This is a genomic window from Streptococcus sp. DD11, assembly GCF_001578865.1.
GTDB classification, from domain to species: Bacteria; Bacillota; Bacilli; order Lactobacillales; family Streptococcaceae; genus Streptococcus; species Streptococcus panodentis.
The window spans coordinates 334,854-356,372 of record NZ_KQ969392.1 but is presented as its reverse complement, the minus strand read 5'-3'; the positions used below and the strand labels follow the sequence as shown (position 1 = coordinate 356,372).

At 47.2% G+C, this 21,519-nt stretch carries 23 protein-coding genes and 1 pseudogene; 21 read left to right on the top strand and 3 right to left on the bottom strand.

The window, feature by feature from the left end; all coding sequences use genetic code 11:
- Window positions 1-225: 225 nt before the first annotated feature.
- The 14 genes and pseudogenes from gap (at window position 226) to STRDD11_RS01605 (ending at window position 14,040) form a co-directional block, all read left to right on the top strand.
- The gene (gap, locus tag STRDD11_RS01665) at window positions 226-1,233 is read left to right on the top strand and encodes a type I glyceraldehyde-3-phosphate dehydrogenase (RefSeq protein WP_061422198.1); all 1,008 of its coding nucleotides are present in this window, start codon (window positions 226-228) and stop codon (window positions 1,231-1,233) included.
- Window positions 1,234-1,382: 149 nt separating this feature from the next.
- Window positions 1,383-2,141, top strand: a complete 759-nt coding sequence (locus STRDD11_RS01660; protein ID WP_164828335.1) for a MerR family transcriptional regulator — start codon at window positions 1,383-1,385, stop codon at window positions 2,139-2,141.
- 30 nt (window positions 2,142-2,171) lie between these two features.
- Entirely contained in the window at window positions 2,172-3,167 is a 996-nt protein-coding gene (locus STRDD11_RS01655) for an alpha/beta fold hydrolase (RefSeq protein ID WP_164828334.1), read from the top strand.
- A 143-nt stretch (window positions 3,168-3,310) separates the two neighbouring features.
- Entirely contained in the window at window positions 3,311-4,510 is a 1,200-nt protein-coding gene (locus tag STRDD11_RS01650; protein WP_128834736.1) for a phosphoglycerate kinase, read from the top strand.
- Window positions 4,511-5,012: 502 nt separating this feature from the next.
- Window positions 5,013-7,913, top strand: a pseudogene (locus STRDD11_RS01645) (GbpC/Spa domain-containing protein); the annotation flags it as partial.
- Window positions 7,905-8,042, top strand: a complete 138-nt coding sequence (locus STRDD11_RS14865; protein ID WP_277592696.1) for an LPXTG cell wall anchor domain-containing protein — start codon at window positions 7,905-7,907, stop codon at window positions 8,040-8,042. The pseudogene STRDD11_RS01645 and the gene STRDD11_RS14865, both read left to right, overlap by 9 nt.
- 262 nt (window positions 8,043-8,304) lie before the next feature.
- Entirely contained in the window at window positions 8,305-8,964 is a 660-nt protein-coding gene (locus tag STRDD11_RS01640) for a COG3942 and LysM peptidoglycan-binding domain-containing protein (protein ID WP_128834732.1), read from the top strand.
- Window positions 8,965-9,121: 157 nt separating this feature from the next.
- Window positions 9,122-9,679: an FUSC family protein gene (locus STRDD11_RS01635; protein ID WP_128834730.1), complete on the top strand. Its 558-nt coding sequence runs from the start codon at window positions 9,122-9,124 to the stop codon at window positions 9,677-9,679.
- A 45-nt stretch (window positions 9,680-9,724) separates the two neighbouring features.
- A complete protein-coding gene (locus tag STRDD11_RS01630) occupies window positions 9,725-10,090 on the top strand; it encodes a MerR family transcriptional regulator (RefSeq protein ID WP_128834728.1) in 366 nt (121 codons plus the stop codon).
- A gap of 35 nt (window positions 10,091-10,125) precedes the next feature.
- Window positions 10,126-11,472, top strand: coding sequence for a glutamine synthetase family protein (locus tag STRDD11_RS01625; protein WP_128834726.1), 1,347 nt, complete (start codon window positions 10,126-10,128; stop codon window positions 11,470-11,472).
- Between the two features lie 46 nt (window positions 11,473-11,518).
- Window positions 11,519-11,929 carry a GNAT family N-acetyltransferase gene (locus tag STRDD11_RS01620; protein ID WP_128834724.1) on the top strand — a complete coding sequence of 137 codons (411 nt, stop codon included), beginning with the start codon at window positions 11,519-11,521 and terminating at the stop codon, window positions 11,927-11,929.
- Window positions 11,930-12,307: 378 nt separating this feature from the next.
- Window positions 12,308-12,724 carry a VOC family protein gene (locus STRDD11_RS01615; RefSeq protein ID WP_128834723.1) on the top strand — a complete coding sequence of 139 codons (417 nt, stop codon included), beginning with the start codon at window positions 12,308-12,310 and terminating at the stop codon, window positions 12,722-12,724.
- Window positions 12,717-13,301, top strand: coding sequence for a TetR/AcrR family transcriptional regulator (locus tag STRDD11_RS01610; RefSeq protein ID WP_128834721.1), 585 nt, complete (start codon window positions 12,717-12,719; stop codon window positions 13,299-13,301). Before STRDD11_RS01615 ends, STRDD11_RS01610 begins: the two co-directional genes overlap by 8 nt.
- Window positions 13,294-14,040 carry a DNA alkylation repair protein gene (locus STRDD11_RS01605; protein WP_128834719.1) on the top strand — a complete coding sequence of 249 codons (747 nt, stop codon included), beginning with the start codon at window positions 13,294-13,296 and terminating at the stop codon, window positions 14,038-14,040. The genes STRDD11_RS01610 and STRDD11_RS01605 overlap by 8 nt, the downstream gene beginning before the upstream one ends.
- A gap of 29 nt (window positions 14,041-14,069) precedes the next feature.
- Here the strand turns inward: STRDD11_RS01605 and STRDD11_RS01600 are convergent, their stop codons facing one another.
- The 3 genes from STRDD11_RS01600 to STRDD11_RS01590 all read right to left on the bottom strand — a co-directional run bounded on the left by STRDD11_RS01600 (window position 14,070) and on the right by STRDD11_RS01590 (window position 17,260).
- Window positions 14,070-15,755: a ribonuclease J1 gene (locus tag STRDD11_RS01600; RefSeq protein WP_128834717.1), complete on the bottom strand. Its 1,686-nt coding sequence runs from the start codon at window positions 15,753-15,755 to the stop codon at window positions 14,070-14,072.
- A gap of 3 nt (window positions 15,756-15,758) precedes the next feature.
- The gene (locus STRDD11_RS01595) at window positions 15,759-15,989 is read right to left on the bottom strand and encodes a DNA-dependent RNA polymerase subunit epsilon (RefSeq protein WP_128834715.1); all 231 of its coding nucleotides are present in this window, start codon (window positions 15,987-15,989) and stop codon (window positions 15,759-15,761) included.
- Window positions 15,990-16,222: 233 nt separating this feature from the next.
- Window positions 16,223-17,260 (bottom strand): SDR family oxidoreductase, encoded by a 1,038-nt coding sequence (locus STRDD11_RS01590; RefSeq protein WP_128834713.1) that lies wholly within the window; start codon window positions 17,258-17,260, stop codon window positions 16,223-16,225.
- 136 nt (window positions 17,261-17,396) lie between these two features.
- On the opposite strand from STRDD11_RS01590, the gene STRDD11_RS01585 reads away from it, so the two are divergent.
- The 7 genes from STRDD11_RS01585 to STRDD11_RS14070 all read left to right on the top strand — a co-directional run.
- Window positions 17,397-17,858 (top strand): MarR family winged helix-turn-helix transcriptional regulator, encoded by a 462-nt coding sequence (locus tag STRDD11_RS01585; protein WP_128834711.1) that lies wholly within the window; start codon window positions 17,397-17,399, stop codon window positions 17,856-17,858.
- Between the two features lie 10 nt (window positions 17,859-17,868).
- A complete protein-coding gene (gene tsaB / locus STRDD11_RS01580) occupies window positions 17,869-18,555 on the top strand; it encodes a tRNA (adenosine(37)-N6)-threonylcarbamoyltransferase complex dimerization subunit type 1 TsaB (RefSeq protein ID WP_128834709.1) in 687 nt (228 codons plus the stop codon).
- Entirely contained in the window at window positions 18,552-19,004 is a 453-nt protein-coding gene (rimI, locus tag STRDD11_RS01575) for a ribosomal protein S18-alanine N-acetyltransferase (protein WP_128834707.1), read from the top strand. Before tsaB ends, rimI begins: the two co-directional genes overlap by 4 nt.
- Entirely contained in the window at window positions 18,994-20,004 is a 1,011-nt protein-coding gene (gene tsaD, locus STRDD11_RS01570; RefSeq protein ID WP_128834705.1) for a tRNA (adenosine(37)-N6)-threonylcarbamoyltransferase complex transferase subunit TsaD, read from the top strand. Before rimI ends, tsaD begins: the two co-directional genes overlap by 11 nt.
- Window positions 20,005-20,013: 9 nt before the next feature.
- Window positions 20,014-20,709: an AzlC family ABC transporter permease gene (locus STRDD11_RS01565; protein WP_128834703.1), complete on the top strand. Its 696-nt coding sequence runs from the start codon at window positions 20,014-20,016 to the stop codon at window positions 20,707-20,709.
- Window positions 20,699-21,037: an AzlD domain-containing protein gene (locus STRDD11_RS01560; RefSeq protein ID WP_128834701.1), complete on the top strand. Its 339-nt coding sequence runs from the start codon at window positions 20,699-20,701 to the stop codon at window positions 21,035-21,037. Before STRDD11_RS01565 ends, STRDD11_RS01560 begins: the two co-directional genes overlap by 11 nt.
- Before the next feature lie 230 nt (window positions 21,038-21,267).
- Window positions 21,268-21,519, top strand: a 252-nt coding sequence (locus STRDD11_RS14070; protein WP_241209275.1) for an SAM-dependent methyltransferase, incomplete at its 3' end; no start/stop codon positions are given.

The following is a 21,519-nucleotide window of genomic DNA, read 5'->3' as shown; positions in this document are numbered from 1 at the left end:
TGCAGTGGTCTTCTGACATCAGGTCCTCCGCAGGTCTGAATATGCTGGAAATGAAAGAAAATGAAAAACTATGAAAGAATTCTTGAGACTTGTAATAAGAATGAAATCAGTTGCAATTTCACTCAATTAAGTATATAATAGAAATGTTGAAAGGTGATTTGTAGCAACTCAAGTTACTCTTTTCACATAAAAAATTTTTTGATTTTCATAAGGAGGAAATCACGAATGGTAGTTAAAGTTGGTATTAACGGTTTCGGACGTATCGGTCGTCTTGCTTTCCGTCGTATCCAAAACGTAGAAGGTGTTGAAGTGACCCGCATCAACGACCTGACAGACCCAGTGATGCTTGCACACTTGTTGAAATACGACACAACTCAAGGTCGTTTTGACGGAACTGTGGAAGTAAAAGAAGGCGGATTTGAAGTGAACGGCAAATTCGTGAAGGTTTCTGCTGAGCGTGACCCAGAACAAATCGACTGGGCTACTGACGGCGTAGAAATCGTTTTGGAAGCAACTGGTTTCTTTGCTAAGAAAGAAGCAGCTGAAAAACACCTTAAAGGCGGTGCTAAGAAGGTTGTTATCACTGCTCCTGGCGGAAACGACGTTAAAACAATCGTATTCAACACGAACCACGATGTTCTTGACGGTACTGAAACAGTTATCTCAGGTGCTTCATGTACGACAAACTGTTTGGCTCCAATGGCGAAAGCTCTTCAAGATAACTTCGGTGTTGTAGAAGGCTTGATGACAACTATCCACGCTTACACTGGTGACCAAATGATCCTTGACGGACCACACCGTGGTGGAGACCTTCGCCGTGCGCGTGCTGGTGCTGCTAACATCGTTCCTAACTCAACTGGTGCTGCCAAAGCTATCGGTTTGGTTATCCCAGAATTGAACGGTAAATTGGATGGCTCTGCTCAACGCGTTCCAACTCCAACAGGATCCGTTACTGAATTGGTTGCAGTTCTTGAAAAGAATGTAACTGTTGACGAAGTGAATGCAGCGATGAAAGCAGCTGCTAACGAATCATACGGTTACACTGAAGATCCAATCGTATCTTCAGACATCGTAGGTATGTCTTACGGTTCATTGTTCGACGCAACTCAAACAAAAGTGCTTGACGTTGATGGCAAACAATTGGTGAAAGTTGTTTCATGGTATGACAACGAAATGTCTTACACTGCACAGCTTGTTCGTACTCTTGAATACTTCGCGAAAATTGCTAAATAATTGAGAGTAGGGAGGTCCGAAAGGGCCTCTTTTTTTGATGGCTGAGAGAATAATTGACTAAAATAATAAGTTTTTTCTGAACAAATCTAATGGTTTCTGCTTGTTTGTAACCTTGCGTCATGAGATATAATGAGGGAGAGAGGAAGAATATGAAAAATAAAACATACAGCAGCGGTCAGGTGGCTGCTTTAACTGGTCTGACAATTCGCAGCATTCAATATTATGATCAAATCGGTCTTTTGCCATCGTCCGGCCGAACGGAAGGCGGCAGGCGTATTTATCAGGAAAGTGACTTGGTTCAGCTGGCTCAGATTATGATGTATAAAAAATTAGGCTTTTCTCTGACGAGTATTAAAAAGGAACTTTTGCTTTGTCAAAACAGTGAGGATCTGCTGGGGCTTTTGGAAAAACAAGCCTTTCATTTATTGAGTCAAATAGAGCAGCTAAATACTGCCTTTGCTACCATCCAAGCCATGTCAGAAGTGCTTGAATGGGGAGTGGAACCGTCTTTTGCTGCTCTTCTGAAGAGTCTGCAGTTTCTGCCTCAGGATTCTATCTTTAAGGATACTCATAATTTTTTCTCTGACCAAGACAGGAGCAGCTTGCAGCGGTCTTTTCAGGATGTGGAAGATGCCCAAGCCTTTTATCATAAGTGGAAGAAAATCATGATTGAAGCAGCAGTTTTTCAGGAGAGCGGTCTTGCTGCTGATCATTTCTTAGTTCAGGAACTGGCTGAGAGATGGTGGCAGCTGACGGCATCTTTTGCACAAGAGCATGGCGAAGAAGCAGTTGAAAAAATAAAGACAATGGGACTGGAAAATCAGCTGACAGAAGATCAGACAGAACTGAACAGAGCCCAAGCTTTTCTGGAGGCAGCTTTGAGGCTTTATTTACAGAAGCAGGTTTAATTTACCTAAATGAGAAAGGGGGGCTGTGAAATGAAAAAAGCTGAAAAAAAGAAAGGCCGGCTTTGGAAGCAACTGTTTTTGTTCATCAGTCTTTCGGCTTGTTTCTATACTGTCAGAAGTCTCTTTTTTGCTATCCCGGAAGTCGGTCATTTTAAGACTAAAGCTGGTCAGGCTGCTTATCTGAAAAGCTATGAGCGAATTATGGAATCAATGCCAGTAAAAGCGCAGGTTCAGGATGTTGAAACATCTTGGGGGCTGGTCAGGGTTTACCGATGGTCAAATGAGACGGTTACTGATAAAACTCCGGTTCTTCTTTTTCCGGGGCACAGTTCCGGAGCGCCGATGTGGCAGGGGAATATCAGTTATCTGATGCTCCAGCACCCTGTTTATGCTTTTGATCCTTTAGGTGATGCGGGGAAGTCAAAACAGGTCCTTCCTTTAAAAAACATGCAGGATGTTGCTGATTATGTCAATGAAATGTTGGATCGACTGGGGATTGAGAGGGTGCATCTGGTTGGCCATTCTTTTGGTGCTTCGTCAGCAGCTTATTTTGCTAATGATTATCCTGCCAGAGTAGCCTCGCTAGCTTTATTAGAGCCTGCCTTTGCCTTGAATTATCCTGATGTTTCCGTTTTTTTCTGGGGGACGGTCAGTTCGATTGAGCTGTTTCCAGAATCTTGGAGGAGTCAGGCCTTGGCGCAGATATCTGGTGAGGACGCCAGCGAGGTCCGTTCAGATGATGATATGGCCAAGATGATCAAGGCAGCGTCAAGTTTCTATGAAACTGAGCTGCCGACTCCCAGTCCGATTGATGAAGCAAGTTTGAAATACTGGAAGTTTCCCGTTTATCTGGCTTTGGCAGAAAAATCTAAAATGACTGGGGATTCAACCATGAAACAGGCAAGAAAAATTCCAAGACTCACCATGAAAAAATGGCCCAATACCAGCCATTCACTGCCTATGGAAGTTCCTCAGGAACTTGCTCATGAATTACAGGGATTTTGGAAGCGGGCAGAAAACAACTGAAAACTTCCATGTTTATTTGTAAAAAGAGGGCAAAAGCAGAGCCTGCAAACAGGAAATAAAATGGATATAGTGATTTTGCTATCCCTTTCACGCAAATTGTGATATAATTAGCATGTCAAAAAAATATTAAGGAGTCTATATTCATGGCAAAACTTACTGTTAAAGACGTTGATTTGAAAGGCAAGAAAGTCCTCGTTCGTGTTGACTTCAACGTACCTGTAAAAGACGGTGTGATTACCAATGATAATCGTATCACAGCGGCTCTTCCAACCATCAAATATATCCTTGAGCAGGGTGGACGTGCAGTGCTCTTCTCTCACTTGGGCCGTGTCAAAGAAGAAGCAGACAAAGAAGGCAAATCTCTGGCACCGGTAGCCGCTGATTTGGCAGCGAAATTGGGTCAAGATGTTGCTTTCATCCCAGGAGTAACCCGCGGGGCAGAATTGGAAGCAGCCATCAATGCCCTGGAAGACGGCCAAGTCCTCTTGGTGGAAAATACGCGCTTCGAAGATGTGGACGGCAAGAAAGAATCTAAAAATGATCCTGAGCTTGGCAAATACTGGGCATCTCTGGGCGACGGTATCTTTGTAAACGATGCCTTCGGTACAGCTCACCGTGCGCACGCTTCAAACGTTGGTATTTCTGCTAATGTTGAAAAAGCGGTTGCTGGTTTCCTGCTGGAAAACGAAATTGCTTATATCCAAGAAGCGGTTGAAGCTCCAGAACGTCCATTTGTAGCCATCCTTGGTGGTTCAAAAGTATCTGACAAGATCGGTGTGATCGAAAACCTGCTTGAAAAAGCGGATAAAGTCCTGATCGGCGGCGGTATGACGTACACCTTCTACAAAGCTCAAGGTATCGAAATCGGTAACTCACTGGTCGAAGAAGACAAGCTGGATGTAGCCAAAGCTCTGCTTGAAAAAGCCAACGGCAAGCTGATTCTGCCGGTTGACTCTAAAGAAGCTAATGCTTTTGCGGACTACACTGAAGTCAAAGATACTGAAGGCGAAGCAGTAGACCCAGGCTTCCTTGGTTTGGATATCGGTCCAAAATCAATCGCGAAATTTGACCAAGCTTTGACTGGTGCCAAGACAGTTGTCTGGAACGGACCGATGGGTGTCTTTGAAAATCCTGACTTCCAAGCTGGTACTATCGGTGTCATGGACGCTATCGTCAAACAGCCAGGCGTGAAATCTATCATTGGCGGCGGTGACTCAGCAGCTGCAGCCATCAACCTTGGACGTGCAGACAAGTTCTCATGGATTAGTACGGGCGGAGGCGCTTCAATGGAGCTTCTTGAAGGCAAAGTATTGCCAGGTCTCGCTGCATTGACTGAGAAATAAGTTCGAATTAAAATCCTATTGAAAAGACTGGTTAAAAAACCGGTCTTTTCTCTATAGCTGGGCGGCTTAGAGGAAATCAGTGCAGCCGAGGGATTGAGAAAAGTACAGTTTTTCCCAGATGTCCAAATCTGCTCGCAGGTAAAGCAAACAAGCATAAAATGCTTGCAAAACTTGAAAAAACTTGTTAGCATATAAGGTAAAGTCTTTTAGTTTGTTTCAGCCTATCGCTTAAAACACAGGACGATAGGGCAGCGAGCTGCTCAAAACCTCCAGAGGAGGTTTTGAGGTTGCAGATAAAGCTTCCGCTAGGAAGTGTCATCTATACTGGGGTACGGCTGACAAAGTCATAAAAGATAAACTAAATGACGATATAGTTATTTAGTTCGATGCTCAGAGAGGGTCAAGATGGCAGCAAGGCTTCTGATAGGCGGTGTCAATATTTTGATTTTCAAAAAGGCGAGGGAGACTGCCGGCTGTTGATGCTGGCAGAAGGAGGAAAAGAATGAAAAAGGAAGTATTTAGTTTTCGAAAAAACCGGGCAGTCAAGAGCCTGTGCGGGGCAGTCTTGGGAACAGTTCTGCTGGCGGCTGGGACTGGTCAGCTGGCTGCGGCAGATGAGAGGTCTGCTGCGGCGGGCACAGAGGATACAGAGTTTGCGGCTGGAGGCAATGCAGCTACTAATCTGAATGAAGAAGCCGGTCAGGCTGCTCAAAAGAGCCAAGAACCGGCTGATCAGATGAGCCGCCCTGCAGCAGCAACCGTTTCGACAGCGGAGCTAGATGAAAGTGTCAAAAAGGCCCAAGCAGCTGGATTGACAGTGGTCAAAGACCCAGATATAGACAAGGGTGCTGCCCGGACGGCTCAGGAACCGGCAGAAAAAAAGGAAGAAATTGCGGCGGACTATCAGGCTCAAGCAGCGGAGATAGATGCCAAGGTCAAGGAATACCAAGAAAAAGTATCGGCCTATCAGGCAGAGTTGGCTCGCGTTGTAGCAGAGAATAAAGCGGCTGCGGACCAGTATGCTAAGGATTTGGCTGCCCATCAAGCAGAAGCTGCAAGAGTCACAGCTGAGAATGCCCAGCTGAAGGCAGACTATGAAGCTGCTCTCAGCAACTACAAGGCAGATTTGGCGGCGGTTCAAAAGACCAATGCCGCTAATGAAACGGCTTACCAAGCGGCCAAAGCAGCCTATGAGGCAGAATTAGCCCGCATTCAGAAAGCCAATGCAGCAGCGAAAGCGGACTATGAAGCAGCGCTTGCGGCTTATGCAAGTGATTTGGACCGGATTCAGAAAGCGAATGCGGCCATTAAGGATCAGTATGAAAAAGAGCTGGCTGCTCAACAAGCGGCGAATGCCCAGATTGCTGCGGAGAATGAGGCGATTCACCAGCGGAATGCAGCGGCCAAAGCGGCCTATGAGGCCGCGCTTGCTCAATATCAGACGGATTTAGCAGCGGTTCAAAAGGCCAATGCGGATAAGGAAGCAGCTTATCAGGCTGCCTTGGCTGCTTACCAAGTGCAGGCGGCACGTATCCAAAAGGAAAATCAGGAGAAAAAGACAAACTATGAAGCAGAGTCAGCGGCTTATGAGGCAGAAAAAGCTCGGATTGAAGCTGAAAATGCAGCGGCTGAAGCGGATTACCAGCAAAAATTAGCCGCTAATCAGGCTAAAAATGCGGCGATTGCAGCTGAAAATGAGGAAATCAAGAAGCGCAACGCCCAAGCTCAAGCGGCTTATCAGACTCAGCTGACTCAGTATAATGCGGATTTGGCTGACTATCAGGCTAAGTTGGCTAGCTACCAGCAGGAGAAAGCCAAGTATGATGCGGAACAGGCCAAAATCAAGTCAGAGCTGGCTATCGCAGAAACCAAGAAAAATGAAGACGGCAACCTGAGCCGTCCAATGGCTCAAAGTCTGGTGTTCAAGTCAGAGCCCAATGCTCATCTGTCGCTGACGACGACGGGCGAATTCGTCAGCTATGCAGGCATGGAAGCAGCCGTGAAGAATACAGCAGAATTTTCCAAAAAACTCTTTCAGCTGGATAACTTCAAAGTGACAGACATTCAAAAAACGGCTTACCAGACCAGTCAGCAGGAAAGCTTTGGGACGGTTGGTCAGTATGCGGACTATAATTCCAATGTCACCAGCGGCAAGGGGCCGACCGAATGGTCTTCTGTCTTGCTGAGCCGTGGGCAGTCTGTCACAGCGACCTATACCAATCTTGAAGGGACCTATTATCGTGGGCGGAAAGTTTCTAAAATCGTCTACACCTATACACTGGATCCAAGCTCTCAATTCAAGAATGACAAGGCCTGGCTGGGGATTTTTAAGGATCCGACCATGGGAGTCTTTGCTTCGGCCTATACTGGCAATACGGAAGATGTCACCTCTCTCTTTGTCAAGACAGACTTTGTCTTTTATGATGAAAAGGGGCAGGCTATCAACTTTGACAAGGCCCTGATGTCTGTGGCCTCTCTTAATCGGGAAGCCAACTCCATCGAGATGGCCAAGGACTACACCGGAACCTTCAATAAAATTTCGGGTTCATCAATTGGTGAAAAAGATGGCCAGATCTATGCGACTGAGTCTGAGAACTTCAGAGAAGGAGAGGGAGGTTCACGCTTTACCATGTACACTCGCCGGGGTGTGCCAGGCTGGGATACAGCAGATGCTCCAAACTCCTGGTATGGAGCCGGTGCTGTCGAAATCTCTGGTTCCTCTAACAGCATGACGATTGGGACCATTTCCTCTTCAGAAGTATTAGGCCAGCCAACGGCTGCCGATCCGCGCCGGACCGATAAGTTAGCTCCTAAAAAGCCAAATATCTGGTTTGCTATTAACGGGAATGTCCGGGCCAATAATCTGCCCCTCATCACGATGGAAGAGCCGGAAGCGCCAGTCGCACCAACGGCTCCAGCAGCTCCCAAGGAAGAGGCAATCCAGTCATTGGAAGCGGCGCCAACAGCACCGACCCCGAAGACGTTGCCGACTCCGCCAGCGGCCCCAACCTATGAGACAGAGCCGCCAGCTCCAAGTCGGACACCGGACTCTCCTGAGCCCCAAAAACCGTCAGAGCCAATCTATGAAGTAGAAAAAATGCTTCGGCCGGCGTTGGCAGAGCCCGTTTATGAAAAGGAGCCAACCCCTCCGTCAGAGCCGGTCTATGAACCGGATCCGACAGCACCGACCCGGACGCCGGACTTGCCAGAGCCTCAGCAGCCGTCAGAGCCAATCTATGCTTCTCTGCCGACTTCGCCGATTGAGCCTGCGTATGAGCAAGAACCAGCCGCTCCGGCAGTACCAACCGTTCATTACCATTACAATCGCCTGCGGGTGCAGCTGCAGGTCAATAAAGCCTTCCAGCATGATCCAGATACTATTGCTGAGAAGACCTTGCCGGCCGGCAAACCGGCGCCTGCAGCCACGCTTCCTAAGACAGGAAGCAGCGAATCTGTCTACATGCCTTATCTGGGGATGGCTGCTCTGATTGGCGCTCTTGGTCTAGCAGGCTTGAAGCCTAAAGAAGACTGAAGATAAAATGAATCTGTCCCAGCTGGGCTTCAGAGGGGACTGAGCGAACGTTTCTAGCCGAGGGAAAAAAGGCTGGCAGAGTTTAGTGCATCCGGTATTCATAAAAAAGAAGACAGCAGGAAAAGTTCGGCTGTCTTTTGTTCTGTTTTAAAAGTCAAAAGCATTTGTAACATTTTTTAAATATAATTATAAGAAAGCTGACATGAAAATAAGGTATGATTTTTGTAACTAACATATACTAAATGATACGGAGAACATAGTTATGAAAAAAGCATTTGCTAAAACGACTCTTGGTTTGGCTTCGGCGGCCTTTTTTGCAGCAATCGGCACTCAGGCTGTCAGTGCAGATGCCTATGTTGTGCAGCAGGGGGACTCTTTTTTTGGAATTGCCAGTGCCCGCGGAATGGATCCCTATGAGCTGGCTGCGAAAAACGGAAAATCTATTTTTGACACCATCAATCCAGGGGACATTTTGGAGGTAGACGGTGCTGCTCAGACCTATGATCCATACAACAGCACAGTCTATAATGCTGTCAGCAATGCAGATGCGGTTTCTGATACCGAAGACGTTGTCTTAAATACTCCGACGGATTTTGGCAATTCTTATCCGATCGGTCAGTGTACTTGGGGCGTGAAAGAAATGGCCCCTTGGGCCAGCAACTGGTGGGGCAATGCCAATACTTGGGCAGTTAATGCCAGCAGTCAGGGTTATGCAACGGGCTCTGTTCCGACAGTTGGTGCTATCGCTGTCTGGGACGGCGGCGACTATGGTCACGTTGCCTATGTGACGGATGTTCAGAGTGACGGCACGATTCAAGTGCTGGAAGCCAACTACAACCGCCAAAAGCAAATCAATAACTACCGCGGCTACTTTAATCCCGATGAATTTTTGGGCAATGTCACTTACATTTATCCAAACTAAAGACGGCAAAAGATTTAGAGCATTCTCTAAGTCTTTTATTATTCCCAAAAAAGGGGAAAGGCTGGCCTGCAAATTGCAGAAACTGACAGGCCGCAGGCTTCTTTTGCCGGAAAATATGTTAGAATGGACATAGGCGTCGTTTGAAAGAAGGAGACGAATGGGTTATTTTAATAAATACAAGTTTGATAAGTCAAAATTTCGGCTGGGTATGCGTACCTTTAAAACTGGACTGGCTGTTTTCATCATTCTGCTGCTCTTTGGGCTTTTTGGCTGGAAAGGGCTGCAGATTGGCGCTTTGACAGCTGTTTTCAGTCTGCGTGAGGATTTTGACCAGAGCGTCCATTTCGGTACATCGCGCATCTTGGGCAACAGTATCGGCGGCTTTTATGCTTTGGTCTTTTTTCTGGTCAATAGCTTCTTTAGGGAGCAGTATTGGGTGACCCTCCTCATAGTGCCTGTCTGTACCATGCTGACCATTATGACCAATGTCGCTATGAACAATAAGGCAGGTGTCATCGGCGGTGTGTCGGCCATGCTCATTATTACCTTATCCATTCGGCCGGAAGATTCTATTTTATATGTTTTTGCTCGGATTTTTGAGACATTTATGGGAGTTTTTGTAGCTATTCTTGTCAACTCCGATATTGACAGGCTGCGAACTCTTTTGAAAGGAAAAAATAAAATCCGTGTAAGAAAATGTGACATTATTTCTTGACATAAAATTTATTTCAGCTATAATAGTGCATAGAGAGGAATTAGAATGAAGGAAAAAGAGTTTCGCCGAAATATGGCAGTCTTCCCTATTGGCAGTGTAATGAAGCTGACAGATCTGACTGCGCGTCAAATCCGTTACTATGAGGATCAAAATCTGATTACCCCCCTTCGTAATGAGGGCAATCGCCGGATGTACTCCTTAAATGATATGGATCGGCTTCTGGAGATTAAGGATTATATTTCTGAGGGCTATAATATCGCTGCGATCAAGAGGAAATATGCTGAGCGCCAGGCGAAAACCCATAAAACAATCAGCGAAAAAGATGTCCGCCGTGCCCTGCACAATGACATTCTTCAGCAAGGTCGTTTTGCTTCTTCTCTGCCCACCTTTGGTCACATGCGTCGACCATAAGCCATTTTGTTTTTGAAATTACAAGGAGAACTCTCATGTCAATTACAGCAGCTGATATCCGTCGCGAAATTAAAGAGAAAAATGTTACCTTTATCCGCCTCATGTTTTCCGATATTCAGGGAACGATGAAAAATGTGGAAATTCCTGCAACGGAAGAACAGCTTGATAAGGTCCTGTCCAACAAAGCCATGTTTGACGGCTCTTCTATCGAAGGCTTTGTCCGTATCAATGAGTCAGATATGTATCTTTATCCTGACCTGAATACCTGGACGGTCTTTCCCTGGGGCGATGAGAACGGCAGCGTAGCAGGCCTGATCTGTGATGTCTATACGACGGAAGGCGAACCTTTTCAGGGCGATCCGCGCAGCAACCTCAAGCGGGTCCTCAAGCATATGGAAGAGCTTGGTTTCAAGTCTTTCAACCTCGGTCCTGAACCTGAATTTTTCCTCTTTAAGCTGGATGAAAATGGGGATCCGACGCTGGAAGTCAATGACAAGGGCGGTTACTTTGACTTAGCACCGACAGACCTGGCTGATAATACCCGCCGGGAAATTGTCAATGTCCTGACTAAAATGGGCTTTGAAGTAGAGGCCAGCCACCATGAGGTAGCGGTCGGCCAGCATGAGATTGACTTTAAATATGACGAAGTTCTGCGAGCCTGTGATAAGATTCAGATTTTCAAACTGGTGGTCAAAACCATTGCCCGCAAGCACGGTCTGTATGCCACCTTTATGGCCAAGCCCAAGTTTGGTATTGCGGGATCTGGCATGCACTGCAACATGTCCCTCTTTGACCAAGACGGCAGCAATGCCTTCTTTGATCCAGAAGATCCAAGGGGCATGCAGCTGTCGCAAACAGCCTACTATTTCCTAGGCGGCTTGATCAAGCATGCTTACAACTATACGGCTATCATGAATCCGACGGTCAACTCATACAAACGCTTGGTTCCTGGCTATGAAGCGCCTGTCTACATTGCCTGGGCCGGCCGCAACCGTTCACCGCTGGTCCGCGTGCCGGCATCGCGCGGCATGGGGACCCGTCTGGAGCTGCGCTCAGTGGATCCGATGGCTAATCCTTACATGGCGATGGCAGTCCTGCTGGAAGTCGGACTGCATGGCATTGAAAATAAAATTGAAGCACCGGAACCGGTGGAAGAAAATATCTATGTCATGACGGCAGAAGAGCGTAAGGAAGCGGGCATTACAGACCTGCCGTCCACCCTGCACAATGCCATCAAGGCCCTGACAGAGGATGAGGTCGTCAAGGCAGCGCTCGGCAGCCACATCTACACCAGCTTTGTCGAAGCTAAGCGAATCGAGTGGGCCAGCTATGCGACCTTTGTTTCTCAATGGGAAGTGGATAATTATTTAGATCTTTATTAATTGTATAGAGCGGGGCTGAGGCCCTGCTTTTTTACGAGGAGGAAAAATGGCAGAATTTCATAACTTTATCAAGCGGGTTTTTGATGAGCAATATGAGGCTTGTTTTGGTCCCGCTATGCTTGAAAAACTTGAGCCTCAGGATCTTTATCTGAAGCGGGAAATAGACGGAGGCTTGGCGGCCCTGCTCCATGCCCAGCAGGTCCTGGACAATATCCATGTCAAGGCCTTGGTGGTGGATAAAGAACATCAGAAAAAAGGTTTGGGAGCCAGTCTGCTGGCAGAATTAGAAGAAAAGGCTGCAGAAGCTGGAGTAACTAGCATTACCTTGTCCACTAAATCTTATCAGGCCAAGGATTTTTACATCAAGCAAGGCTATGAAATCTATGGCCAGCTGGAGGACGTACCGCAAAAGGGTGTGGTCAAGTATCATTTTGTTAAGAGATTGAGCGGTTTATAGTAGTCTGTCTGTTCGGAAACTTCACTTTGAGTCAGCTCGCCTTAGGTGGTCGGCACACAAGCAAGCGACTTGGTCGCTTCATTGTTAAACGAAAAACCTAAGGTCTTTTCGTTTGCCTCGCTTCAAAGCTCCAGTAGAGCTTTGAAGCTCTGACTACAGCGGCGACTGACTCCGTATCATCACTTTCAACGGAACATAAAATTGACAAACTTTAGATGACCAAGTCTTTCTTTGCTCCTCAATGAAAGCAAAGAGAGAATAATCATTAATTTCCGAACAAGTCTAGCGAATAACAGGGGATTTCGAGTCCCCTGTTATAAACTATCATTACATACATACAGAATGTATGTTATAATTAAATATAGAAAAGGAGAAAAAATGATAACGAGTTTATATCCAGTTTTGATGTGTGAAAATCTTGAGGCTACAGCCAACTTTTTTATAGAAAATTTTCAATTTCGGGAAACTTTCCGTTCGGATTGGTATATTAGTCTGATAGATGAAAAAGGCAGTTCTGAATTGGCCTTTATATTGAGCAATCACGATACAATTCCTGCAATGTATCAGAATTTAGCAAAAGGATTGATTGTTAATCTTGAAGTGGACAATGTGGATCTTCTTTACCAGCAAATGCTAGAAAAGCAGATTCCAATGGTTTTGCCTATTCGGAGTGAGGATTTTGGACAGCGGCATTTCATAATAGAAGCGCCGGGTTCTGTTTTGGTTGATGTAATTCAAGTCATTCCGCCTAGTGCTGAGTTTGTGGCAAATTATTTGGAGAGTGAAGATGAATAAAAAGCAGCAGGCTTCCTTAGAGACAAGCAAGAAAATATTAGCAATCGCTCGGCAACATTTTTCTTTAAAGGGTTATGCAGAAGCTTCCTTGGAGGAAATTGTGGATGAGCTGGGAATGACAAGAGGCGCTCTTTATCATCATTTTAAAAATAAAAAAGCTCTGTTTCTAGCTGTTTTAGAAGAGGTGCAGTCTGAACTTGGACAGCATGTTGAAGCCAGCGCTTTAAAGGTTAGTGACACTTGGCAGCAGTTGACCGAAGGCTGTTTAGCATTTGTGCTTTTTGCAAATCGGAAAGAAAACAGGCGAATTCTGCTGACTGACGGTCCAAATGTTGTTGAGTGGGAAGAATGGCGAGGCCAGGATGCAGAAAATTCTTTGTATCATCTCAAGGAACAGTTGGAGTTTCTGCAAAAAGAAGACAAGATAATTTCACTTGATCTTGATGTAATGGCGCATATGATTTCAGGTGCTCTAAACGACCTTGCCCTATATCTAGCTGCACAGAAAAATATACAGGAGGCAAACCTGCGTCTGGCTGTGGAGAGTCTTCTGAGAGGATTTGGGAAACATGGCTAAGAAAATAAAGGATTACTATGATTTGGCTTATGCTGAGGAATTGTCTCAAAAAATTCAGAAGGCAACTGCTGCTTTTGACCAACAGAGGTTTCTGGATTTGGTAAAGGACCAGTTGGAAGCTTTGGAATTTACTCAGCGACAGGAGCTGCTAGCGTCCAGTATCAAAAAATCCTTGCCTCTGTCTTATCCGGAGTCTTTAGTAGTTTTTGAAGAGATTTTAGGAGCGGAACTTGAGGGGAGTTTAGGCATGTTTTCTGAAGGCTACTGGCTTTGGCCGATTGGCAAATACGTAGAACTTTACGGAAGTCAAGAATTCGAGCTGAGTGCAGCCTTCTGCAAAGAATTGACCAAACGCTTTACAGGAGAGTTTTCCATGCGGCCGCTTTTGGCCAATTTCCCTAGTGAGACGATGGCTTTGCTGCTGGACTGGAGCAAGGATGAGAATAAGCGGGTTCGGCGTTTGGCCAGTGAGTGTATGCGCATCCGGCTGCCTTGGGCAAAAAAACTAACGATTGTGTTAGAATATTTTGAAACCTTTAAGACTATTTTGACGAATTTGAAGGATGAAGCAGATAAGACCATTCAAAAAAGCGTGGCCAATAATCTCAATGATTTATACAAGGAAGATGAGGATAAATTTGAAGAGATTATCAGCAGTTGGCAGAAGGAAGAAGTCAGTGCAGCCTGTGCCTGGATTATCAAACATGGCTCTCGAACCAAGAATAAGCAAAACAAATAAGCTCTGCCGCTGGGCAAAGCTTATTTATTTTATTCATTTTCTGCATCCGGTGTCAGAATCATCGGAATGATAATCGGTTCGCGCTCAGTGCTTTCGTAGAGGAAAGGCCGCAGGGCGTTGACGATGGCACCGTTGACGGACTGGATGCTGGCATCCTTGTTCTTGAGGGCAATGCGGATGGCATTGAAAAGCAGGCGCTGGCTCTGGCGAATGAGGTCGCCGGACTCGCGCATGTAGATAAAGCCGCGGCTGAGGATGTCTGGACCGGCCAGAATCATCTTGGACTTGAAGTCTACGGTTGCAACAGCCAGCACGACCCCGTCCTCTGACAGGTCCTTGCGGTCGCGCAGGACAGCAGCCCCGATTTCGCCGATACGGTTGCCGTCGACATAAATGTCCTGGGCGTTGAAGCTGCCGGCAATGCGGGCCGAATTGGCAGTCAGTGCCAGTACATCACCGTTGCTCATGATAAAGATATTGTCTTTAGGAACTCCGGTATCAACAGCCAAGCCGGCATGGACCTTCTGCATGCGGTATTCTCCATGGACGGGCATGAAGTATTTGGGTTTGATTAGACGGAGCATGAGTTTTTGCTCCTGCTGGCCGCCGTGCCCGGAGGTGTGGATGTTGTTAATCTTGCCGTGGATGACATCGACGCCGGCCTCTGAGATGGTATTGATCAGCTTATTGACGCTGGTCGTATTGCCAGGAATAGGGCTGGAAGAGAAAATGACGGTATCTCCTGGCTGCAGCTGAACCTGGCGGTGGGTGCCGTTAGCGATGCGGGACAGGGCTGCCATCGGCTCGCCCTGGCTTCCGGTACACAGGATCAAGACTTCGCCCGCAGGATAATCCTTGAGCTCATTTGGCTCGATAAAGGTATCTTTAGGGACCTTGATGTAGCCCAGCTCGATTCCGTTGACCATGGCTTTTTCCATGGAACGGCCAAAGACAGCAATTTTGCGGCCGGTTTTAACGGCTGCTTCAGCTGCCTGCTGGAGGCGGAAGATATTGGAGGCAAAGGAGGCAAAGATAATCCGTCCGTGAATGCCTTCGATAATCTTCATAATGGACTGGCCGACCACTTTTTCGGAATTGGTAAAGGTCGGTACTTCAGCATTGGTCGAGTCGGACAGGAGGCAGAGTACGCCTTCCTCTCCCAGAGCGGCCATGCGGTGCAGATCCGCCGGCTCACCAACCGGAGTAAAGTCAAACTTAAAGTCGCCGGTACAGACAATCTTGCCCTGAGGGGTATGGATGACAATCCCCAGCGGTTCCGGAATGGAGTGGGTGGTCCGGAAAAAGGTCGCCTTTAGATTTTTAAAGGTCAGTTCAGTATTTTGATTGATTTCATAGAGTTTGGCATCGCGCAGGAGACCGTGCTCTTCCAGCTTGCCGCGAATGAGGGCCAGTGCCAGCGGGCCGGCATAGATAGGGACATTGGCCTGCTTGAGCAGGAAAGGAATGCCGCCGATGTGGTCCTCGTGGCCGTGGGTGATGAGCACCGCCTTGATGCGGTCTATATTTTCTACGATATAAGAGTAGTCGGGAATGACATAGTCAATGCCCAGCAGGTCGTCTTCTGGGAATTTAATCCCGGCATCAACGATGATAATCTCATCCTGATACTCAATGCCGTAAGTGTTTTTTCCGATTTCGCCTAACCCACCAATCGCAAAAACGCCAACTTCTTCGGGTTTTAAGGTATATGCCATGGGTTAGAACTCCGTTAATTCAAAGGTGCCTGACTCTTTTTCATAGTCTAAATGTTTGTCAGACAAAAGCTCGATAAATTCAATGTTATAAGGGGTATTTTCTTCGACCAGCTTGCGAGCCTGAATGCGGCCGGCAAGCTCACTGTCGGCATCCACTTCCAGATAGAGGGAGCGGGTCTTTTCCCGGCGCGGGCTGCGTTCTTTGGTTTCCTGATAAAAAACTTTGTAAATCATTACATTTCCTTTCGTATTTTCATGATTAACCTGCAGAAAACAACAGCTGATTAGCTGTTTTCTTTTATTTAATTCTGAGTAGTAGATTAATCCTGATTCGTTACAATTATAATGATTATAACATAAAATAAGGGAATAGTAAAAGGTGGAGATAAGAAAAATGTAAGAGTGATTTAGTCTAAAAGCATTCGGATTCTATATTTCTGAAATGCCTGTTCTGGATATTTTTAATCTTATGAGAGATAGCCGTGCTCTTTGTACCAAGCTAGGACATCTTTGAGAGTTTCTTCGAAGGGGCGGAAATGGGCTCCTAACTCATTTTGAGATTTTGCAGAATTGAAATGTGTTCGGAGATATTCCTCCTCGGTAGAGGTCACAGCAGCCTTACTCAACAAAATAGGACGTTTTGTTAGGCGATGATATAGTTCATTGGACTGAGCAATTATCTTTAGAAGAAAAAGAGGAATCCGTCTAGTTGGAGCGGCAACTCCGCTGACCGCTTCTAGGTTTTTAAATAATTCTTCCATCGTCATATGCCTACCAGCTGCCAAATATCGTTCTCCTTGTCGGCCATACTGCATAGCTAGGATTTCGCAGTCTGCAACGTCTCGGGCATCTACGACGCTGTAGCTGCCGGGAATGATTCCGGGCAGTTTTTTATGAACGAAGTTAAAAATCAACTGTCCCGCTGAGGTGGGACCGATATCGCCTGGACCAAACATAATTCCAGGCAGGACAAAACTAACAAAAAAATCAGGATGTTTTTTTGAAAAATCTAAGAGAACCTCTTCGCTTAATATCTTACTGCGGTAGTAGTCATTGCTTGTATTCCTGCTGCGTAGCATGCTTTCATCAATCAGTTGATTTTGCTCACCATAGAGAACTGCACTCGATGAGGTATGGACCGCCTGACGAATGCCAGCTTTATAAGCGGCTTCAAAAAGTTCCAAACTACCCTTCACATTGGTATTATACAGTTCTTGCCAGTGTTTACCGCCTTTTAAACTATCTCGAAAGAAAGCAGCTGTGTGAAAAAGACTATCACAACCTTGCATATGATTTTGATAGCTGTCTGGCTGGCAAATATCCCCTTCAATGAAATGGATTGGTAAATTGCCAAACTGCTCTAAGGCTTTCTGTTGAGAGCGTACTAAAGCAGTCACCTGAATTCCTTTTTTTAGAAGGGCTCGCACTAGATTATTTCCTAATAAACCTGTTGCGCCAGTAACGAAGGCGTGGTGAATACTTCGGCTTTGGTGTTTTGGGGGCATGGATATTCTCCTTAAATTATATTTAGATGGCATGTCATCTATTCTCTTATTTTATATTTTGCAAGATTAATTGTCAACAATTAAGGGAATTAGTGTAAAATAGATACAGAAGAAATTTGTAAAGGATGGGAATAGAATGTCATCTTTAGGAGGCCGTTTTAGCTATTTATTCAAAAGTGCGGAAAATCTAGCGATGAGAGAATACAGTAACGCTTTAAAGCGCCTGGGAGTGACTCCGAATCAAAGTGAAGTTCTACTGGTCTTGGGACAATATGCCCCAATTTCTTTAAAAGCTTTGGGTGAATTGATTATCTGCGAGGAAAAGAGTCCTAGCCGTTTGGTTCAATCCTTAATCAGAAAAGGATTAATTTGCAAGGAAGTATCCAAAGATGATAAAAGAAGCACTCTTTTATCTTTAACGTCTGCAGGTCGTGATTTGCTTCCACAGTTAGAAGAGCAGGAAGCGCTCTTTAATCATCTCTTAGTGGAAAAAATTTCGCATTTAGAACTTTTCAGTGACAGTCTGAAAGAGTTTGTTGCAGGTAGTTTTTACGAAGATAAGCTGAAGCGTCGGTCTCTTTGGGACAGTGAAGAATGAGAGGATTTTTATGAACATTTTAGCGATGGATACGTCCAACAAAGCTCTGTCCTTGGCCCTTTTGCATGATAAGGAGCTCTTGGGACAGGTGACGCTCAATATCAAGAAAAATCATAGCATTACCCTTATGCCAGCTATCGATTTTCTGATGAATAGCCTGGATATGAAGCCAACAGATTTGGATCGTATCGCGGTATCTCAGGGGCCGGGCAGCTATACCGGCCTGCGGATAGCGGTGGCGACAGCCAAGACGCTGGCCCATACGCTCCAGATTGAGCTGGTCGGGGTCTCCAGCCTTTTGGCCTTGGTGCCAGAGAGTACAGCGGGACTGGCCGTTCCCATCATGGATGCGCGCCGCAACAATGTCTATGCCGGCTTTTATCAGTCTGGACAGGCGGTACGGCCAGAGGGCCATCTGCCTTTTGCGGAGGTTTTGGCAATAGCTGGCGCTGCGGATCAGCCGGTGACCTTTGTCGGGGAAACGGCTGCCTTTGCGGAGCAGATCAGAGAGCAGCTGCCTCAGGCTGTCATCTGTCCAACTCTGCCGGATGCAGCTGCCATCGGGCGCCTGAGTCTGCAGCTGCCGGCCCAGTCTGTCCACGACTTTGTGCCGCACTATCTCAAGCGGGTAGAGGCTGAGGAAAACTGGCTGAAAACGCACGAAGCAGCCAAGGATTCCTACATCAAGCGCCTATGACGGAAATCAGGCAATGGGAGGGCGGTTCTGCTGCGGAAAGAGCGGAGCTGGCAGCAAGCCTTTATCAGATCTTGTCCGATGTCTATCAGGTCAGCCCTTGGTCAGCGGAGCAGCTGGAAAAGGATTTGTGCGCAGAAACGGCTCTGTATTTTCTGGCAGAGGAGGCGGGGGCGGTTATCGGATTTTTAGCGCTGCAAGTCACGGCCTTTGAGGCCGAAGTCCTGCAGATAGCTGTCAGGCAGGCCTATCAGGGTCGGAAAATTGCTACGGCCCTCTTTGAGAATCTGCCGGCTGACAAGGATATTTTCCTTGAGGTGAGGGAGTCCAACTGCCCAGCTCTGCTATTTTACAAAAAGGAGAAATTTAAGGAAATCGCTCGGCGCAAGGGCTACTACCATGCGCCGGCAGAAGATGCGATTGTCATGAAAAGGGAAAGCCATGAAAGATAGATATATTTTAGCTTTTGAGACGTCTTGTGACGAGACCAGTGTGGCAGTTCTGAAGAATGAGACGGAGCTTTTGAGTAATGTCATTGCCAGCCAGATTGAGAGTCACAAGCGTTTTGGCGGAGTGGTACCGGAAGTGGCCAGCCGTCACCATGTGGAGGTGCTGACGGTCTGTATCGAGGAGGCCCTGCAGGAAGCGGGCATCAGGGAGCAGGATGTGACGGCTGTGGCCGTGACCTACGGCCCGGGTCTGGTCGGCGCTCTCTTGGTGGGACTGGCTGCAGCCAAGGCTTTCGCCTGGGCCCACGGTCTGCCGCTCATCCCAGTCAATCACATGGCCGGCCATCTCATGGCAGCCCAGTCTGTGGAGGAGCTGGAGTTTCCGCTTCTGGCCCTTCTGGTCAGCGGCGGTCATACCGAGCTGGTCTATGTCAGCCAAGCCGGTGATTACAAGATTGTCGGCGAAACCCGCGATGATGCAGTCGGGGAGGCCTATGACAAGGTCGGCCGGGTCATGGGGCTTGCCTATCCAGCTGGCCGGGAGATTGATCAGCTGGCTCATCAAGGACAGGATGTCTACGATTTTCCGCGGGCCATGATCAAGGAGGACAATCTGGAATTCTCCTTTTCCGGACTGAAATCAGCCTTCATCAATCTCTATCACAATGCAGAGCAGCGAGGCGAAACCCTGTCCAAGGCGAATCTGGCTGCCAGTTTTCAGGCGGCAGTCCTGGATATTCTCATGGCCAAGACCAAGAAAGCATTGGCAACATACCCTGTTAAAACCTTGGTGGTAGCAGGCGGCGTTGCGGCCAATCAGGGGCTGCGGGAGCGGCTGGCGGCGGAAATCACGGATGCCAAGATCATCATTCCGCCTCTGCGTCTCTGCGGGGACAATGCCGGGATGATCGCCTATGCCAGCGTCAGCGAGTGGAACAGGAAACAATTTGCTGGACTGGACCTAAATGCCAAGCCCAGCCTGGCCTTTGATACGCTAGAATAAAGGGGAATTATGCGCGGACAAACATTTAAGCAGGGGGCTCAGGCTGCTGTGCCGACGGCTCTGGGCTATATCAGTATCGGCCTGGCCTGCGGCATTATGGCAGCACCCTACATGAATCTTTTTGAAATGGCGCTGATGAGCCTCTTGGTTTATGCAGGCAGTGCTCAGTTTGCTATGATTGGGATGATTGCTCTGCAGGCGCCGGTTTTGGCCATTGCTCTGACGGTCTTTCTGATTAATATCCGCCATTTGCTGCTCTGCCTGCATGCATCGACTTTTTTTCGCAAGTCCAGTCTGGGAGAGAATATAGCCATTGGCAGCCTGCTGACTGATGAGACTTATGGGGTGCTGATGGGGGAGCAGCTGCATACGGAGCTGATTAGCGCTTCTTGGATGCAGGGCAATAATCTGCTCAGCTATGCGGCCTGGTTTTTAGGGACTGTTGCAGGGACGGCCTTAGGCGGCCTCCTGCCCAATCCGGAAAGCTTTGGTCTGGACTTTGCTCTGGTAGCCATGTTTATCGGGATTTTTTCTTCCCAGTTTGCACTGATGCTGCGCCGGGTCAGGATGAACAAGCTGTTTTTGGTCTTGAGCGTAGTGGGTCTGGCCTATCTGCTTCTCGCCATGCTGGTTCAACATTCGCTGGCGGTCCTCTTTGCGACCTTGCTGGGCTGTACGGTGGGGGTGCTGTTAGATGATAAGTAACTATATTTTGCTGGCTATTCTTTGCTCAGCCCTGGTGACTTGGATTCCGCGGGTTCTGCCCTTTATCTTGGTCAAGTACAAGGGTCTGCCCCCTTTGGCCGAGCGCTTTCTCAAATATCTGCCGGTTTCCATTATCTTTGCTCTCATCCTCTCCAGCGTAACCCAGACGCAGGCCGGTCATTTTCCTGTTTTCAAATGGCTGGATTTGCTGGCAGTCTTTCCTACAGCCTATGTGGCATTTAGATATAAAAATCTGATTGGAACGGTCCTGTTTGGCGTGGTACTTGTGGCCTTGCTGCGGCTGGCTGCCCAGCTTTTGGGACTGTGACATCTGCTGACGAGGCCGGGACAGACTCCCATGATGGCTCCGTCCTCACCTGCAGAGGGGGTGTATCGTTTGAAAATATCGTATAAAAATCGGGAAGACAAACCCTTGTTATTTGTTTGGAGTTCTTTCCCGCTTCCTGTCCCACTGCCTGTTTGTTGTTTTCTAAGAATTATCTGAAAATATAAGAAATTGTGGTATAATAGAATTATCTACATCTCGGAGGTGAAAAAATGGCAGAAGCAGGACATACATTTCTCGCAAAATTGGGAAAAAAACGGCTCCGTCCCGGAGGCAGGAAAGCAACAGACTGGCTGATTGAGCAGGGACAGTTTTCCAGTGATAAGAAAGTGCTGGAAGTTGCCTGCAATATGGGGACCACCACGATTGAACTGGCTAAAAAGTACGGCTGCCGGATTACGGCGGTTGATCTGGACAAGGCGGCTCTCAATCAGGCGCGGGTCAATGGGGACAAGGCCGGAGTC

Coding starts and splice junctions, on each gene's coding strand:
- gap (WP_061422198.1), top strand. CDS start 226: ATGGTAGTTAAAGTTGGTATTAACGGTTTCGGACGTATCGGTCGTCTT.
- STRDD11_RS01660 (WP_164828335.1), top strand. CDS start 1,383: ATGAAAAATAAAACATACAGCAGCGGTCAGGTGGCTGCTTTAACTGGT.
- STRDD11_RS01655 (WP_164828334.1), top strand. CDS start 2,172: ATGAAAAAAGCTGAAAAAAAGAAAGGCCGGCTTTGGAAGCAACTGTTT.
- STRDD11_RS01650 (WP_128834736.1), top strand. CDS start 3,311: ATGGCAAAACTTACTGTTAAAGACGTTGATTTGAAAGGCAAGAAAGTC.
- STRDD11_RS01640 (WP_128834732.1), top strand. CDS start 8,305: ATGAAAAAAGCATTTGCTAAAACGACTCTTGGTTTGGCTTCGGCGGCC.
- STRDD11_RS01635 (WP_128834730.1), top strand. CDS start 9,122: ATGGGTTATTTTAATAAATACAAGTTTGATAAGTCAAAATTTCGGCTG.
- STRDD11_RS01630 (WP_128834728.1), top strand. CDS start 9,725: ATGAAGGAAAAAGAGTTTCGCCGAAATATGGCAGTCTTCCCTATTGGC.
- STRDD11_RS01625 (WP_128834726.1), top strand. CDS start 10,126: ATGTCAATTACAGCAGCTGATATCCGTCGCGAAATTAAAGAGAAAAAT.
- STRDD11_RS01620 (WP_128834724.1), top strand. CDS start 11,519: ATGGCAGAATTTCATAACTTTATCAAGCGGGTTTTTGATGAGCAATAT.
- STRDD11_RS01615 (WP_128834723.1), top strand. CDS start 12,308: ATGATAACGAGTTTATATCCAGTTTTGATGTGTGAAAATCTTGAGGCT.
- STRDD11_RS01610 (WP_128834721.1), top strand. CDS start 12,717: ATGAATAAAAAGCAGCAGGCTTCCTTAGAGACAAGCAAGAAAATATTA.
- STRDD11_RS01605 (WP_128834719.1), top strand. CDS start 13,294: ATGGCTAAGAAAATAAAGGATTACTATGATTTGGCTTATGCTGAGGAA.
- STRDD11_RS01600 (WP_128834717.1), bottom strand. CDS start 15,755: ATGGCATATACCTTAAAACCCGAAGAAGTTGGCGTTTTTGCGATTGGT.
- STRDD11_RS01595 (WP_128834715.1), bottom strand. CDS start 15,989: ATGATTTACAAAGTTTTTTATCAGGAAACCAAAGAACGCAGCCCGCGC.
- STRDD11_RS01590 (WP_128834713.1), bottom strand. CDS start 17,260: ATGCCCCCAAAACACCAAAGCCGAAGTATTCACCACGCCTTCGTTACT.
- STRDD11_RS01585 (WP_128834711.1), top strand. CDS start 17,397: ATGTCATCTTTAGGAGGCCGTTTTAGCTATTTATTCAAAAGTGCGGAA.
- tsaB (WP_128834709.1), top strand. CDS start 17,869: ATGAACATTTTAGCGATGGATACGTCCAACAAAGCTCTGTCCTTGGCC.
- rimI (WP_128834707.1), top strand. CDS start 18,552: ATGACGGAAATCAGGCAATGGGAGGGCGGTTCTGCTGCGGAAAGAGCG.
- tsaD (WP_128834705.1), top strand. CDS start 18,994: ATGAAAGATAGATATATTTTAGCTTTTGAGACGTCTTGTGACGAGACC.
- STRDD11_RS01565 (WP_128834703.1), top strand. CDS start 20,014: ATGCGCGGACAAACATTTAAGCAGGGGGCTCAGGCTGCTGTGCCGACG.
- STRDD11_RS01560 (WP_128834701.1), top strand. CDS start 20,699: ATGATAAGTAACTATATTTTGCTGGCTATTCTTTGCTCAGCCCTGGTG.